We start from the raw sequence: 13,593 nt of genomic DNA, 5'->3' as shown, positions 1-13,593 counted from the left end.
CCGGGCCGCGGGCGCCTCCGCGGACCGGCACCCGGGGTCAGCGGCCCCCGGCGGGCGGCGCGGGGGCGGTCAGGGCGGCGATCGAGCCGAGGCCGTTCTCGACGATCGCCAGCGCGCGGTCGAGGGCCGTGCGGGTGGACAGCGGGTCGTAGCCCTGCTCGCGGCAGTGGACGATGACCGCCTGCATGCCGCCGACCGCGATGCCGGCGGCCGCGACCGCCTCGATCTCCCCGATGTCGGGGCACAGCTCGTGCAGCCGCGCCCTGATCTCGTCCTGGATCTCGGTGAGCCGCTGCATGGCCCGCGCCCGGAGCCCGGGGCGCTCCAGGATCAGCCGGACCTGGACGGTGCCGTACGCGCCGTGCTCGGCGACCAGCGTCTCCAGGACGTCGACGACGCTCTGCCGGACGGTCTCCAGCGGGGTCTCGCCGGGCACGCGGCGGGCGAGCCGCTCGGCGACCTCGTCGAGCCGGTCGTCGACCTCGGCGAAGACGACGTCCTCCTTGCTGGGGAAGTAGCTGAAGAACGTGCGGGGCGACACGTCGGCCGCCGCCGCGATGTCGGCGATCGTCGTCTCCTCGTAGCCGCGCTCGGCGAACAGCCGGAGGGCGGCCGTCGCCAGCGCCGAGCGGGTGCGGCGCTTCTTGCGTTCGCGCAGCCCGGGCTCCTCGGCGTGATGCATGTCACGCATTTTACCACGACTGCATTTTTGCATCTATTGCAGAAATCTACGGAACGTGCTGCGCTGGAAGCATGGCGCGATTTCTGGACCGGCTGGGCCGGCTCTGCGTGCGGCGGCGCCGCGCGGTCTTCGCGGCGTGGGCCGTCCTGATCCTGGCCACGGGCGTTCTCGGGCTCGCCCGCGGCGGCATCTTCGTCCAGCAGAGCACGCTGCCGGGCACCGAGACCCAGCGCGCCATCGACACGCTGCGCGAGGACTTCCCCGCCATGTCCGGGCCCACCGCGACCGTGGTGTTCCACTCCACCCCGCGGGCGAGTCCGGGCGACTGGCGCATCGCGCTCACGGTCGGCGAGTCGATCCGCAACATCTCCGAGCTCGACCGCGTCGCGTTCACCGAGAACCCGTACGCCCAGGGCATGGGCGGGATGAAGTCGCACGACGCGGTCGCGATCAGGCTCAACTTCACCGGCGACATGAGCGATGTCGGCCAGGCCGACCTGGACGCGCTCGACGAGGCGGTGGAGCCCGCCCGGATGGCCGGCCTGGACGTGAAGTTCGGCGGCATCACCGCGATGCTCCTCAACCAGCCCAAGGGCGGCCCGCAGGAGGGCGCCGGGATCATGCTGGCGATGCTCGTGCTGCTGCTGGCGTTCGGCTCGTTCCTGGCCGCCGGCATCCCGATCCTGGTGTCGCTGTGCGGGCTCGCGGTCGCGTACTCCCTGATCCACCTCGCCGCCGCGTCCTTCGAGGTGCACCCGACCGCCCCGATGTGCGCCGCGATGCTCGGCCTCGGCGCGGGAATCGACTACGCCCTGTTCATCGTCACCCGGCACCGCCAGCAGCTCGCCGCGGGCGACGACGTGGAGACCGCCGTGGGACGCGCGATGGCGCACTCCGGGCACGCGGTCGTGTTCGCCGGCGGGACGGTCGTGTTCGCGATCTGCGGGCTGTTCCTGTCCGGGATCGAGTTCATCGGCCGGATCGGGCTCGCGACCGCGCTCGCCGTGGGGCTGATGGTGGTCGCCGCGCTGACGCTGCTGCCCGCCGTCCTCGGCGCCCTCGGCACGAACATCGACCGCTACAAGCTGCCGCGGGTCCGTCCCGACCGCGCCTCCGAGCGGTGGACGCGCTGGGGCCGGCACGTGGACCGGCGCGCCTGGCCGTACGCGATCGTCGCGACGCTGGTCCTGCTGGCGCTGTCGATCCCGACCCTCAGCCTGCGCTTCGGCGTGATGGCCGACAGCATCGCCTCGCCGCAGATGTCGTCGCGGCAGGCGTACGACGTCGTCGCGAAGGAGTTCGGCGCCGGGCACTACAGCCCGTTCGTCGTCGTCGGGAAGGTGCCGGGCGAGGCGGAGCGCCGCAAGGCGCCCAAGTGGGAGACCAAGGAGAAGGACGAGAAGGAGGACGCGTCGTCGGGGCTGTCGGGGCTGACCGGCCTCACCGGCCCGTCCGGCGGGAACCCGTCCCCGTCCCCGGAACCGGAACGGGACGGCGCGACGCCCGTCAAGGGCGCCCCCGACCTCACCAAGAAGCCGGACAAGGACGCCGTCCTGCTGGCGCAGGAGCTGAGGCGCCGCCTCGCCGAGGTGCCGGGCGTCGCGTTCGCCGCCGAGCCGGTCGTCACCGGGACGACCGTGACCCTGCAGGTCATCCCGGCGGGCGCCCCGCACGACGAGGCGACGACCGACCTGGTGCACCGGCTGCGCGGCGCCGAGCTGCCGGCCGTCAAGGCGGCCCATCCCGGTACGACGATCTACCTCGGCGGCGAGAACCCGGCGATCATCGACCTGGCCGACACGGTCGGCGACCGGATGCTCACCGTGGTGGTCGCCGTGGTCGGCGTCGCGCTGCTCCTGCTCGTCATCGCGTTCCGGTCGATCCTCGTCCCGGTCAAGGCCGCGCTCATGAACCTGCTGTCGATCGGCGCGTCGTTCGGCGTGGTCACGGCCGTCTTCCAGTGGGGCTGGGGCATCCAGCTGCTGGGCGTGGACCAGGCCATCCCGATCATGTCGTTCGTGCCGCTGTTCATGTTCGCCCTGATCTTCGGGCTGTCGATGGACTACGAGGTCTTCCTGCTCTCCCGGATCCGCGAGGAGTACGAGCGCACCGGCGACCCGCACGAGAGCGTCGTCACCGGCATCGCCGCCACCGCCCGCCTCATCACCTCGGCCGCGCTCATCATGATCTTCGTCTTCGCCAGCTTCGTCCCGCAGCCGGACCCGACGATCAAGATGATGGCGCTGGGCCTGGCGGTCGCCGTCGCGGTGGACGCGACGATCGTCCGGCTCGTGCTCGTCCCGGCCCTGATGAGCCTGCTCGGCCACGCGAACTGGTGGTTCCCGGGCCGCGGGCGCCCGGCGGTCCGGACGCCCGAGGACGCCGCGAAGCGCGAGCTCGAACCCGCCCGCTGATCAGCGGGAGATGTCGGTGACGGGGAGGCCGTCCGGGTCGCTGACCGAGGCGACGACGCCGTGCGTACCGGACGCCTTCGCCTCCGCCAGCTCCTCGGCGCTGATGCCGACCGCGGCCAGGAAGGTGAGCCGGCCGTGCGGGGTCTCGACCGCGCCGAGGCGCGGGTCCTCGACGAACGCCAGCGCGGTGAGCCGCCCCTCGCCGCCGATCGGGTTGATGATGTCCATCCGGTGCCCGTCGGCGAACGAGCGCTTGTCGGAGAAGACGTACTCGCCCAGCTCCATCAGCAGCTTCAGCGACCACCCCGGCGGCTGCTCCTCGGCCCCGCGCGGCACCCGCAGCGTCAGCTCGAAGCCCAGCCCGACGCCGTCGGCCTCGCCGTCCAGGTCGCTGAAGCCGTGCGTGGTCAGGAGCCAGTGCCCGTCGGCGGGATGCGCGCTCAGCTCCCTCACCCCGGTGAGGAACTCGGCGCCGGTGCCCCAGGCCAGCGGAACGACCCCGGGCAGCAGCTCCTCCAGCGCCCGCCGGATCGACCTGCGCGTCCCCACGACCGGCGCGCCCGCCTCGGCCAGCGCGCCGAGCACGCCGCCCCACAGGCGATCCTCCCCGAACGCCTCCGGATCGCGCGCCTCCAGCATGGCGGCGAGCCTCGCGGTGTACGCGCGCGCCTCCTCGTCCGAGGCCCCCGCGAGCTCCTGCTCCCGGAGCTCGATCCGGTAGAGGAACTCCACGAAGTCTTCGAGCGTGCGGTTGACGACCTCGGCGGTCGACTGCTCGCCCTCCGCCAGGGCGAGCAGCAGCACGTACCCCCGCTGCATGTCCAGGCAGAACCGGATCGGCTCCCCGTCGGGCGCCCCGCCCAGCACCAGCAGCGGCACCTCCTCGCCCTCCGCCTGGACCGGGAGGACGGTGAACGTCTCCGGCCCGTCCACGCGCATCGAGAAGTAGAACCCCACCGCCGCCGGAAGCCCCACCTCGCACAGCGCCTCGACGTCGGCGGGGCTCAGCCCGCCGGACTCGGCGTCCTCGCGGTCGAGCCTGACGACCTCGCGCTCCCCGAACACCCGGACCAGCTCGGCATTGGTGGCCATTCGCGACATCCCCGTTCGAGTAGACGAAACCGGCGATGGTAGCGGAGGCCCGCGCCCGGCGTTCCGAAAACGCGCCTCGTTCGACCAGGAGGACCGCCCTTGACGCCTACAGGACGTCAGGGCCCTCGCCGGCCAGCACCAGCAGCGCGGTACGGGCCGCGTCCCCGGCCCGGTCCCCGGGCGGCCGCCGCGCCAGCCGTTCCAGCGCCGGACGGTCGGCGCGGCCGAGCGCCCGGCGGAGGGCGGGGCAGGTGTCGATGCCGATCTCCTCCCACACCCAGCGGGCCAGGGCCACGGCGTCCGCCACCCGGCGCACGTCCGCGGCCAGTTCCGGAGCGATCAGCGGGAGGCCCGCGTCGTCGGCGCCCCGCGCGAGGTCGAGCGCGATCAGCGTCCACCGTGCCGCGTGGTCGCGCCGGTCGCGGTCGAGGCGCCGGCGGGCGTACGCGCCGAGCTTGGCCAGGGTGGCGAGGTCGTTCGCCCAGCCCTGCCAGAACGGGTCCTCGCGCGGGAGGGCGTCCAGCTCGGCCGCCCCGCCGGCCAAGGCGCGCGCCAGCCGGTCGGCGAGGCGGGGCTCGCCGACCCGGTCCCCGGCCGCCCGCAGATCCTCGACGGCCGCCGCCAGGCGGTCCCGCGCCGCCCGGCGGATCACTCCGTCCGTGGCCATACCGGCAACATACGCGGTGCGCCGCCGTCAGCCCGCGGGATACGGGCTCACCATCGCGCCGAAGTAGCCCTCGGGCGGGCCGTCCGCGTGCTCGGGCAGCTCCGCCATGAACGCGCGCAGCAGCGGCGTCGCGTTGTGCTCGTCCAGGTCGTCCCGCGTGCGCCAGACCTCGTAGAGGAAGAACCGCCCGTCCTCCTGCTCGTGCAGGTGGTACTGGAGGTTCCCCTTGTCCTTCCGGGACGGCTCCACCAGGTCGAGCAGGAGCTTCCGGAGCCGGTCCTCGTGGCCGGGCTTGGGGGTCAGGAATCCGTAGAGGGAAACGGGCGTCGGTACCGCCGATGTCGTCGTCATGCGATCAACGTAGGATGTGACATTGGTGTGAGGTTCAAGGCGCTTTCCTGTGGGGTGGGTCACGTGAAGATCGGGGAGCTGTCCCGCGAGACGGACGTGCCCGTTCGCCTGCTCCGCTACTACGAGGAGCAGGGCCTGCTCGCCTCCCGGCGCAGCCCGGGCGGCCACCGCCACTACGGCCCCGAGGCGCCGGCGGCCGTCGCGCGCATCCGCGCCCTGCTCGCCGCCGGACTGCCCACCAGGGTCATCCGCGAGCTCATGCCCTGCTTCGCCGGCGACGGCACCGAACTCCAGGCGTGCGTCCTCGACCACATCGAGACCCAGATGGCGGACCTGGACTCCCGCATCGCCGACCTCACCCGGGCCCGCACCGCCCTGGGCGAGATCCACCGGGCCTCGACCCGGACCCTGGCCGCCGCCGGCGCCGGGACGGCGCCGGGCGACCGTGGAGATCGGCCTTCCACGTAGAAGGGGAACAGCGCGAGGGCCTTCGCGGCGCGGGCGGTCAGTCGGGGGTCCGGGCGACGGCCTCGGGGTTGGCGGCGTCGCGGATGACGCGCAGGCCGGTGACCAGCGAGTCGAGCTGGTCGGGGGTCAGGAGGCCGGTGATCCAGCGTTCGACCACGGCGAGGTAGTCGGGCAGCACCTGCTCCAGGCATTCGGCGCCGCTCGGCGTGAGGACGGCGAAGGTGGTGCGCCGGTCGTCGGGTGAGGCTTCGCGGTCGGCCAGGCCGGACCGGGCGAGCCGGTCCATCAGGCGGGTGACGCCGCTGGTGGAGAGGCCGGTCTGGGCGGCGAGGTCCGTCATCCGGAGCCGGCGGCCGGGCGAGCGGCTCAGCCGCATCAGGGCATTGAGGTCGAGCGCCGAGATCCCGTGCTCCTTCAGGACCGGCGCCACCTTGATCGACAGCCCGTTGCCGGCCTCCCAGAGCAGGCCGGCCACGGTGAGGCGGTGGTCGGCGAAGAGATCGTCCATGGTGGGAAGCCTACCGGCAGTAATTGCCGCCGGGATAGTTGACACGAGGAATACTTGGGCTCATGCTTGCGTCATCAATATTCCTCACAGCAACTTTCTGGAGGCATGTCGTGGACGTTTCGAACGGCTCGTGGGTGGCCGGGTTCCGGACCGCGGTGATCAGCCCGTACGAGGAGATCAAGCTGAGCGAGTCGCGCGGCTTCGCGGGTCAGACCGTGCGGCAGGTGCTGCGGCTGGCGGGCGGCGGGGAACGGCTGCGGGTGCGGCTGAGCAACCGGTACGGGCGGGAGGCGCTCCGGATCGGGGCCGCGCGGGTCGCGATGCGCAAGGCCGGAGACGAGGTCGTCGCCGAGACCGACGCCGGGCTGCGGTTCTCAGGAGCGGACGAGGTGGTCGTCCCGGTGGGCGAGGAGGTGGTCAGCGACCCCGTGGACATGGCCGTCGCCGCCGGGACCGAGTTGGCGCTGAGCCTCTACCTGCCGGGCGAGACCGGCCTGGCGACGTACTCGCACCAGCCGATGGCGACGTCCTTCGTCGCGGACGGGAACCTCGCCTCGGCGGTGGCGCTGCCCCGGGCGGAGCGGGTGCCCGCCCGGTTCTACGTGACCGGGGTGGACGTGCTCGCGCCCGAGGGGACCGCGGTCGCCGTCGCGTTCGGGGACTCCTGGTTCGAGGGCGTGGGGACGACGATGGACGCCGACCGCCGGTCGGTGGACGTCCTCAACGAGCGGCTCGGCAAGGGCTGGGCCGTCAACCAGGGGATCGCCGGGAACCGGCTCCTGGACGACGAGGTCGGCGAGCACGCGCTGGCGCGTTTCGACCGGGACGTGGTGGCGGTGCCGGGCGTCACGCACGTGCTGCTGCACTTCGGCATCAACGATCTGGGGCTGCCCGGGATGGTGGGACGGCCTCCGGCGACGGCGGAACGGCTCATCGAGGGCTTCGAGGAGCTGGCCCGGCGCGCGCGGGCGGCGGGGCTGGCGGTCCTCGCCGCCACGATCGGCCCGTTCGCCGGGGCGATCTACCCGGGGATCAGCACCCCGGAGGGGCTGGCCGCCAGGCGGCGGGTGAACGAGTGGATCCGCGCGGGCGGGGCCTTCGACGCGGTCTTCGACGTGGCGCGGGCGGTCGGGGACCCGGCGGATCCCGATCGCATCCGGCCGGAGTTCGACGGCGGCGACGGCATGCATCTGAACGACGCCGGCGCCCGCGCCATGGCGGAGTCGGTGGACCTCCGGGATCTCGTCCTCTGAGGAGAGGATCCGCGCGGGGCCGCGGCGGGCGATGGTCCGCGGCCCCGCGCGGCTCCGGTCATCGCGACGGGTCCCCGGCGCCGGCGGCCGCGCCCGTGCCGACCCGGCGGATCCGCTGCTCGACGTCCTTCTCGGCGTCGCGCGTGCCGGGGCCCTCGCGCGTTTCGAGATGCCCGGCGTCGTGCTCCGAGCCCGTCCCGACGTACCGGACGCGGTGCCGGGAGTCGGATCGGGCGTCCTCGGTGCCGGAACGGGCGTCCGGCGGGACGTCCCCGGTGTCGTCGTGCCCGCCCGTCCCCAGGTGCCGTACGCGCCGGTCGGTGTCGTGCTGAGCCTCCCGGACGCCGGGCCCCTCGGTGGCGTCGAGCGTCCCGCGGCTGCTGCTCGCGCCGGTGCCGACGCGGGCGATGCGCTGCCGGGCGTCGGTCTCGGCGTCCGTGGTGCTGTGTCGGTCGTTCATGCCGGCCCCCCGTTTGTCCTATTTTCTGCTGCTACCCCGCTGACCAGGGGACAAAGCCCCGCGCGGCCTCCTCATTCGGGTTCCGGGGCGGTGCCGCGCTGGAAGAGGACGTAGAGCCAGGTCATCGAGGGCACCAGGATCAGGGCTCCGGCGCCGAGGGCGATGAAGACCAGCTCCAGTACGGCGTCGTGGGCGACCGTGGAGTCCAGGTCGAGCCCGGCCAGGCCCGCGGCGCCCCAGAGGACGGCGACCACGGCGAGCGCCGCCGTGGCGCGTACGGCCAGGTACGAGCGGCGGACGAGGAGGGCGAGCGACGCCAGCCCGGCGACCGCCGACAGCAGCATGAGCGGGGAGTGGACGCCCAGCGTGGCGGCGCCGGGGAGGGCGAGCAGCCCGGCGGCGGTGCCGGAGACGAGGGCGTAGCCGCGGAAGCGCAGCGAGTGGAGCTCGTCGCCGAGGCGCCGGGCGTCCCAGATCAGGTAGACGGCGGCGAGGTACGCGCAGAGGACGGTGGTCAGGACGCCGCCGTACACGCCGGGCGCGCTCAGCCAGGACGCCTCGCCTGTGGCGATCGTGGTGGCGACGGCGCCGAGGCAGTACGGGGTGACGACCGAGGAGACGCCGAACGTCCAGGCGTACCAGCCCTGATCGGGGACGGCCTTGCTGAACACGAACGTGCTGCCGCGCGCCACGATGCCCAGCGCGGCGAGCGAGAGCGGGACCCAGTGGGCGCTCATGATGCCGGCGAAGACCGGCGGGAACGCGGTCCACGTCATCACCATCACGAAGATCAGCCAGACGTGGTTGGCCTCCCAGAGCGGCCCCATGGCGTGCTCGATGATCTCCTTCTCGGAGCGCTTGCGGGAGATCAGGTGCCAGAGGCCGGCGCCGAAGTCGGCGCCGCCGAACAGCAGGTAGGCCGACAGGCCGAGGAGGATGAGGCCGAGGGCGACGTCGCCGTAGGTCATCGGGGGGCTCCAGCGGGCTCGGGGGCGGATTCGGGGGTCGTCTCGGGGGCGGGGCGGCGGCGCATGCGGCGCAGGACGCTGATGGTGGCGACGGCGAGGACGGCGTACACGACCAGGACGATGTAGAGGCCGAAACGCAGCCCGGGGTTGGGGTTGACGGCCTCCTCGGTGCGCATGACGCCGTACACGATCCAGGGCTGGCGGCCGACCTCGGTGGTGGTCCAGCCGGCCTCCATCGCGATCCCGGCGGCGATCCCGGCGAGCGCGGCCAGCCGCAGGAACCACGGCTTCCACGGCAGGTCGAGCCGGCGGCCCGCGAGTTCGCCGGTGCGGGCGGCGGCGCGGCGCCGCAGCCACCAGGCGAGCGCCCACCAGGCGGCCAGGGCCAGCAGCGCCATGCCGAGCGCGATCATGATCTCGAACGAGAACTTCACGACCTCGGCCGGCGGGTGCAGGTCCTCGGGGAACGAGTCCAGGCCGCGCAACGTGGCGTGCGCGTCGTACTTCGTCATGAGCGACAGCGCGTTCGGGATCTCGAAGATCGCGAAGCGGAACGGGACGCCCGCCTCGGTGTGCTCGATCCCCTCCATCGCGGCGAACTTGATCGGCTGGTTGCCGTGCACGAACCGGACGGCCCAGTCGCCGACGAGGACCTGGAGCGGGGCGCAGACGGCGCCGAGGGAGAACGGGATCGCGAAGCCGAGCCGGTTGTAGCGGTCGACGCGGCCCGCCTTGCGGTCGCGCAGGAGGGCGACGGCGTACACGGACGCGACGGTGAAGCCGCAGACCATCAGCGAGGCCAGGATCAGGTGGACGGCCTGGACGGGCGTCGCCGGGTTGAACATCGCCGCCAGCGGGTCGACGTCCACGACCTGGCCGTTCTCCAGCCGGAAGCCGCGCGGCTGGTTCATCCAGGAGTTGACGGTGACGACGAACGAGGCGGACAGCAGGCCCGCGATCACGACCGGGATGCCGGTGATGAAGTGGGCGCGGGGCGACAGCCGGTCCCAGCCGTACAGGTAGACGCCCATGAAGATCGCCTCGATGAAGAAGGCGATGCCCTCCAGGGCGAACGCGGCGCCGAAGACCTGCCCGTACTTGTCCATGAAGCCGGGCCACAGCGTGCCCATCTCGAACGAGAGCACGGTGCCGGACACCGCGCCGACGGCGAACAGCACGCCGGCGGCCTTCATCCAGCGGCGGGCCAGCTCGGCGTACACGGCGTCGCCGGTGCGCAGCGAGCGCCACTCGGCGAGCAGCGTGATCGCCGGGAGCCCGATCCCGATCGAGGCCAGGATGATGTGGAAACCGAGGGTGAACGCCATCTGCTGGCGTGCGGCCATGAAGTCTTGTGGGGTCTGGGGGGACGACCCCCCAGACCCCCCGGCAAGTGCAAGCCGAACATCGTTCGCTGCGCTCACGATGTCGGCTGGAGACGCGGCGCCATTGGCCGCGTCGGCGAGGAGCGCGACGGTGCTCATACGACCGACTGTAGTACTACGGCTTGTAGTACTTGATGTTGTAGTACTACCCGGCGTGGTGATGTCCCTCTCAGTCGCATATCCTGGTCGTCGTGAAGGGTCTGGGAGAGCTTGAACGCACGGTCATGGAGGTCCTCTGGGCAAGGGAGGACGCCGGTGGCGGCGCCGCGACCGCGCGCGACGTCAGCCGCGCCCTGGCCGGTGACCGCGACCTCGCGCACACCACCGTGATGACCGTCCTCGACCGCCTCGCCAAGAAGGACTTCCTCCAGCGCGAGCGCGACGGCCGCGCCTGGCGCTACCGCCCGGTGGCCAGCCGCGAGCGGTACGTCACCGAGCTGATGCTGGGCGCGCTCGACGAGACCGGCGACCGCGGCGCCGCCCTGGTGCACTTCGTCCGGTCGGTCTCCGAAGACGAGGCGGCCGTCATCGCAAGAGCCCTCGGTGAGTTGACCTCCGTGAAGGAGCGACCCGCATGACCGGCACCGCCCTGCTCGCGCTGCTCTCGATCGGGACCATCGGCGGGGCCCACCTGCTGTCCAAGGCGCGCTGGACGTGGCGGGCGCCGCGGATCGGCATCGCCCTGTGGCAGGCGCTCGGGCTCAGCTGGGGCGTGGCCACCATCGGGGCGCTGCTGGGGCTGGCGCTGCTGCCGTACCAGAAGGGCATCGTGGGCGGCATGCCCGGCCTGTTCGGCGACCAGGCGGGCCGGCTCGGCACCGCGCACGTCGCCGCGCTGCTGGCCGCGATCAGCCTGGCCGCCGTGCTGCTGACCATGCTCGGGTACGCGGTCGTCCGCGTCGTACGGGCGCGGCGCCGCCACCGCGCGCTGCTCGCGCTGGTGTCGCGCAGCGACTCGGCCGTGCCCAGAGGCACGCTCGTACTCGATCACCCCGGGGCCGCCGCCTACTGCGTCCCCGGGGTCCGCTCGTCCAAGGTGGTCGTGAGCGCCGGGACGCTCGCGCTGCTCGACCCCGCCGAGCTGGCCGCGGTGCTGGCGCACGAGCGGGCGCACGCGCGCGAGCGGCACGACCTGGTGCTGCTGCCGTTCGCCTCGCTGCGCCAGGTGTTCCCGCAGATCCGGCTGGTGGGGCGCTGCCTGGACGCGGTCGAGCTGCTGATCGAGATGGCCGCCGACGACCGCGCCCGCCGGCACCGGCCGCCGCGCGAGCTGGCCACCGCGCTGCTGCGGTTCGCCGCCGCCCGCCCGGCCGCCGCGCCGTCCGGCACGCTCGGCGTCGCCAACGCGGGCCCGAACGCCGGCCACATCCCGATCATGGCCCGGGTCAACCGGCTGCTGGAGCCGGAGCCGGTCGGGCGGTCCGCCCGGTTCGCCGCCATGGTCGCGGTCCCCGTCATCGCCGGGGTGCCGCTGCTGCTGTACGCGCTGCCGCACTAGCCGTACCGCCGCTCTTGTACGGAGTCGACGCCTGGGCCGCCTGACGGGCCCAGGCGTTTCGTGTTTCCGGGGGAATTTGTCCCGGCCGAACGTGAATAAGTTTTGCGTTCTGCCGTAGAGTGCCCTCCACGCCGGCCACCTGAGGAGGGCGCTGTGCCGATGACCGTACGGAACCGCAGGGCACGGTTCTCGGTGTACGCCGCGTTCGCGGTCCAGGGGCTGTGCTTCGCCTCGCTCGTGACGCGCGTACCGCAGGTGCAGGACGCCCACCGCCTCAGCGACGGCGCGCTCGCGCTGGTGCTGCTGATCGTCCCGGTGATCGCCGGGGTCGGCAGCGTGGTGGCCGGGTCGCTGTTCGCCCGCTTCGGCAGCGGGCCCGTCCTGCGGGTCGCGCAGCCCGGCGTGTGCGCCGCGATGACGCTCGTCGGCCTGACCGGCGGGAACCTCGTCCCCCTGTACGTCGCGGTCGCGCTCTTCGGGGTGTCCGTCGGGGCCGTGGACGCCGGGATGAACGCGCAGGCCGTCGCCGCCGAGCGCCGCTACGGGATGAGCCTGCTGACCGGCTTCTACGCGGTGTGGAGCGTCGCCGGGATCCTCGGCGGCCTGTGGGTGGCCCTCGCGAACAGGCTCGACCTCGGCCTGCTCCCCGGCTTCGCGGCGCCCGCCGCGCTCGGCGTGATCGTCTCGCTGGCCACCGGCCCGCGGCTCTTCCGCAAGGACGAGGAGGGAACGGGCCCCAGCGCCGAGGAGCTCAAGGCCGCCGCCAAGCGCGTCCCCTGGCGGCCGGTGCTGATCGTCGGCACCGCGATGGGCGTCTTCTACCTCGCCGACTCCGTCGTCTCCAGCTACAGCGCCAAGCTCCTGGAGGACGAGCTGCACGCGAGCGACTTCGCGGCGCCGCTCGGGTACGTGGCGTACCAGATCGCCATGGTCGTCAGCCGGGCCGCGGCCGACCTGGGCGTCCGCCGGTACGGCGGCGCGCTCGTCGTCCGGCTCGGCGGGATCGTCGGCCTGGCCGGCATGATCGGCGTGGTGGCCGCGCCGAACGCCGCCGCCGCGATCGCCGCGTTCGCGGTCGCCGGGCTCGGCCTCAGCGTCGTCGCGCCGGTGGCGTTCTCGGCGGCCGGCCGGGTCGACCCGACCGGGCTGGGCGTCGCGGTGGCGCGGCTGAACGTCTTCAACTACGTGGGCTTCGTGCTGGGCGCGGCGATCGCCGGGGTGCTCGCGCCGGCCGGTATGCGGCCGGTCTTCCTCGTCCCGGCGGTGCTGGTCGTGGTCGTCATCGCGCTCGCGAACGGCTTCGCGCCGCGGCCGGTGGACACCGGTGCCGCGGCGCGAGGCGGGGCGGGGCCCGCTACAGCTCCCTCATCTCCGGAGGCAGATCCAGGCCCATCCCGTACAGGCGTTCCGCCCGGAGCCTGATCACGACGCGGCCCTCCTCGACCTGCTTGCGGAACGCCTCCTCCTGCTCGGCCTCGGGTAGCCCCAGGCCCATGGCCAGCAGCTCGCGCCCGGCCGCGTCCCCGGGCTCGGTGGTCTCCAGCAGCTCGACGGTGCCCTCGACCACCGCGTACCTCGTGTGGTCGCGGGAGGTCACGTAGAGCGCGGCGTGCGGGTCGTTGCGCAGCTGGCGCACCTTGAGCCGGTCCTTGGTGGACGAGACGCGCACGATCCGCTCGGCGGGGTCCCACTTGTAGATGACCGTGGACAGGTGCGGGTGGCCGCTGCGCTTGACCGTGGCGAGCGCCGCGAAGAGGTTCTCGTCCAGGAAGGCGGACACCTCCTCGTCGGTCAGGATCTCGGGGCCGGGCCGGTCGTTCGGCATCGTCGTTCTCCTACGGGTTCAGGTC

General features: G+C 73.2%; 15 protein-coding genes. 6 read left to right on the top strand and 9 right to left on the bottom strand.

Going from position 1 to position 13,593, the window contains the following annotated elements:
* Positions 1-37 precede the first annotated feature (37 nt).
* Positions 38-682 carry a TetR family transcriptional regulator gene (locus tag AB0881_RS16390; protein WP_366617726.1) on the bottom strand — a complete coding sequence of 215 codons (645 nt, stop codon included), beginning with the start codon at positions 680-682 and terminating at the stop codon, positions 38-40.
* A 71-nt stretch (positions 683-753) separates the two neighbouring features.
* On the opposite strand from AB0881_RS16390, the gene AB0881_RS16385 reads away from it, so the two are divergent.
* Complete coding sequence (locus tag AB0881_RS16385; protein WP_366617725.1) at positions 754-3,096, top strand: MMPL family transporter; 2,343 nt, start codon at positions 754-756, stop codon at positions 3,094-3,096.
* Here the strand turns inward: AB0881_RS16385 and AB0881_RS16380 are convergent, their stop codons facing one another.
* The 3 genes from AB0881_RS16380 to AB0881_RS16370 all read right to left on the bottom strand — a co-directional run bounded on the left by AB0881_RS16380 (position 3,097) and on the right by AB0881_RS16370 (position 5,206).
* Positions 3,097-4,188, bottom strand: a complete 1,092-nt coding sequence (locus AB0881_RS16380; protein WP_366617724.1) for a suppressor of fused domain protein — start codon at positions 4,186-4,188, stop codon at positions 3,097-3,099. It lies immediately after the preceding gene.
* A 106-nt stretch (positions 4,189-4,294) separates the two neighbouring features.
* Positions 4,295-4,855: a hypothetical protein gene (locus AB0881_RS16375; RefSeq protein WP_366617723.1), complete on the bottom strand. Its 561-nt coding sequence runs from the start codon at positions 4,853-4,855 to the stop codon at positions 4,295-4,297.
* 27 nt (positions 4,856-4,882) lie between these two features.
* Complete coding sequence (locus AB0881_RS16370; RefSeq protein ID WP_366617722.1) at positions 4,883-5,206, bottom strand: putative quinol monooxygenase; 324 nt, start codon at positions 5,204-5,206, stop codon at positions 4,883-4,885.
* A 63-nt stretch (positions 5,207-5,269) separates the two neighbouring features.
* Here AB0881_RS16370 and AB0881_RS16365 point away from each other — a divergent pair, with 63 nt between their 5' ends.
* Positions 5,270-5,674 (top strand): MerR family transcriptional regulator, encoded by a 405-nt coding sequence (locus AB0881_RS16365; RefSeq protein ID WP_366617721.1) that lies wholly within the window; start codon positions 5,270-5,272, stop codon positions 5,672-5,674.
* A 37-nt stretch (positions 5,675-5,711) separates the two neighbouring features.
* On the opposite strand, the gene AB0881_RS16360 is transcribed toward AB0881_RS16365, so the two are convergent.
* The gene (locus AB0881_RS16360) at positions 5,712-6,182 is read right to left on the bottom strand and encodes a MarR family transcriptional regulator (RefSeq protein ID WP_366617720.1); all 471 of its coding nucleotides are present in this window, start codon (positions 6,180-6,182) and stop codon (positions 5,712-5,714) included.
* A gap of 110 nt (positions 6,183-6,292) precedes the next feature.
* On the opposite strand from AB0881_RS16360, the gene AB0881_RS16355 reads away from it, so the two are divergent.
* Positions 6,293-7,435 carry a GDSL-type esterase/lipase family protein gene (locus tag AB0881_RS16355; RefSeq protein WP_366617719.1) on the top strand — a complete coding sequence of 381 codons (1,143 nt, stop codon included), beginning with the start codon at positions 6,293-6,295 and terminating at the stop codon, positions 7,433-7,435.
* Positions 7,436-7,493: 58 nt separating this feature from the next.
* Here AB0881_RS16355 and AB0881_RS16350 read toward each other — a convergent pair whose 3' ends face one another.
* The 3 genes from AB0881_RS16350 to AB0881_RS16340 all read right to left on the bottom strand — a co-directional run bounded on the left by AB0881_RS16350 (position 7,494) and on the right by AB0881_RS16340 (position 10,206).
* Positions 7,494-7,895: a hypothetical protein gene (locus AB0881_RS16350; protein ID WP_366617718.1), complete on the bottom strand. Its 402-nt coding sequence runs from the start codon at positions 7,893-7,895 to the stop codon at positions 7,494-7,496.
* A gap of 71 nt (positions 7,896-7,966) precedes the next feature.
* Complete coding sequence (locus AB0881_RS16345) at positions 7,967-8,863, bottom strand: cytochrome d ubiquinol oxidase subunit II (RefSeq protein ID WP_366617717.1); 897 nt, start codon at positions 8,861-8,863, stop codon at positions 7,967-7,969.
* A complete protein-coding gene (locus AB0881_RS16340) occupies positions 8,860-10,206 on the bottom strand; it encodes a cytochrome ubiquinol oxidase subunit I (RefSeq protein ID WP_366617716.1) in 1,347 nt (448 codons plus the stop codon). Before AB0881_RS16340 ends, AB0881_RS16345 begins: the two co-directional genes overlap by 4 nt.
* Before the next feature lie 230 nt (positions 10,207-10,436).
* Here AB0881_RS16340 and AB0881_RS16335 point away from each other — a divergent pair, with 230 nt between their 5' ends.
* From AB0881_RS16335 to AB0881_RS16325, 3 genes are all read left to right on the top strand, one after another.
* Positions 10,437-10,823: a BlaI/MecI/CopY family transcriptional regulator gene (locus AB0881_RS16335; protein ID WP_366617715.1), complete on the top strand. Its 387-nt coding sequence runs from the start codon at positions 10,437-10,439 to the stop codon at positions 10,821-10,823.
* On the top strand, positions 10,820-11,743 hold the full coding sequence (locus tag AB0881_RS16330) for a M56 family metallopeptidase (RefSeq protein WP_366617714.1): 924 nt from the start codon (positions 10,820-10,822) through the stop codon (positions 11,741-11,743). Before AB0881_RS16335 ends, AB0881_RS16330 begins: the two co-directional genes overlap by 4 nt.
* Positions 11,744-11,902: 159 nt before the next feature.
* A complete protein-coding gene (locus AB0881_RS16325) occupies positions 11,903-13,165 on the top strand; it encodes an MFS transporter (RefSeq protein ID WP_366617713.1) in 1,263 nt (420 codons plus the stop codon).
* Here the strand turns inward: AB0881_RS16325 and AB0881_RS16320 are convergent.
* A complete protein-coding gene (locus AB0881_RS16320; protein WP_366617712.1) occupies positions 13,098-13,568 on the bottom strand; it encodes a TIGR03618 family F420-dependent PPOX class oxidoreductase in 471 nt (156 codons plus the stop codon). The genes AB0881_RS16325 and AB0881_RS16320 overlap by 68 nt on opposite strands.
* Between the last annotated feature and the right edge of the window lie 25 nt (positions 13,569-13,593).

The organism is Spirillospora sp. NPDC029432, from assembly GCF_040703975.1.
GTDB lineage: Bacteria > Actinomycetota > Actinomycetes > Streptosporangiales > Streptosporangiaceae > Spirillospora.
The sequence above is the reverse complement of the archived record's forward strand: the minus strand, read 5'-3'. Positions and strand labels throughout refer to the sequence as shown.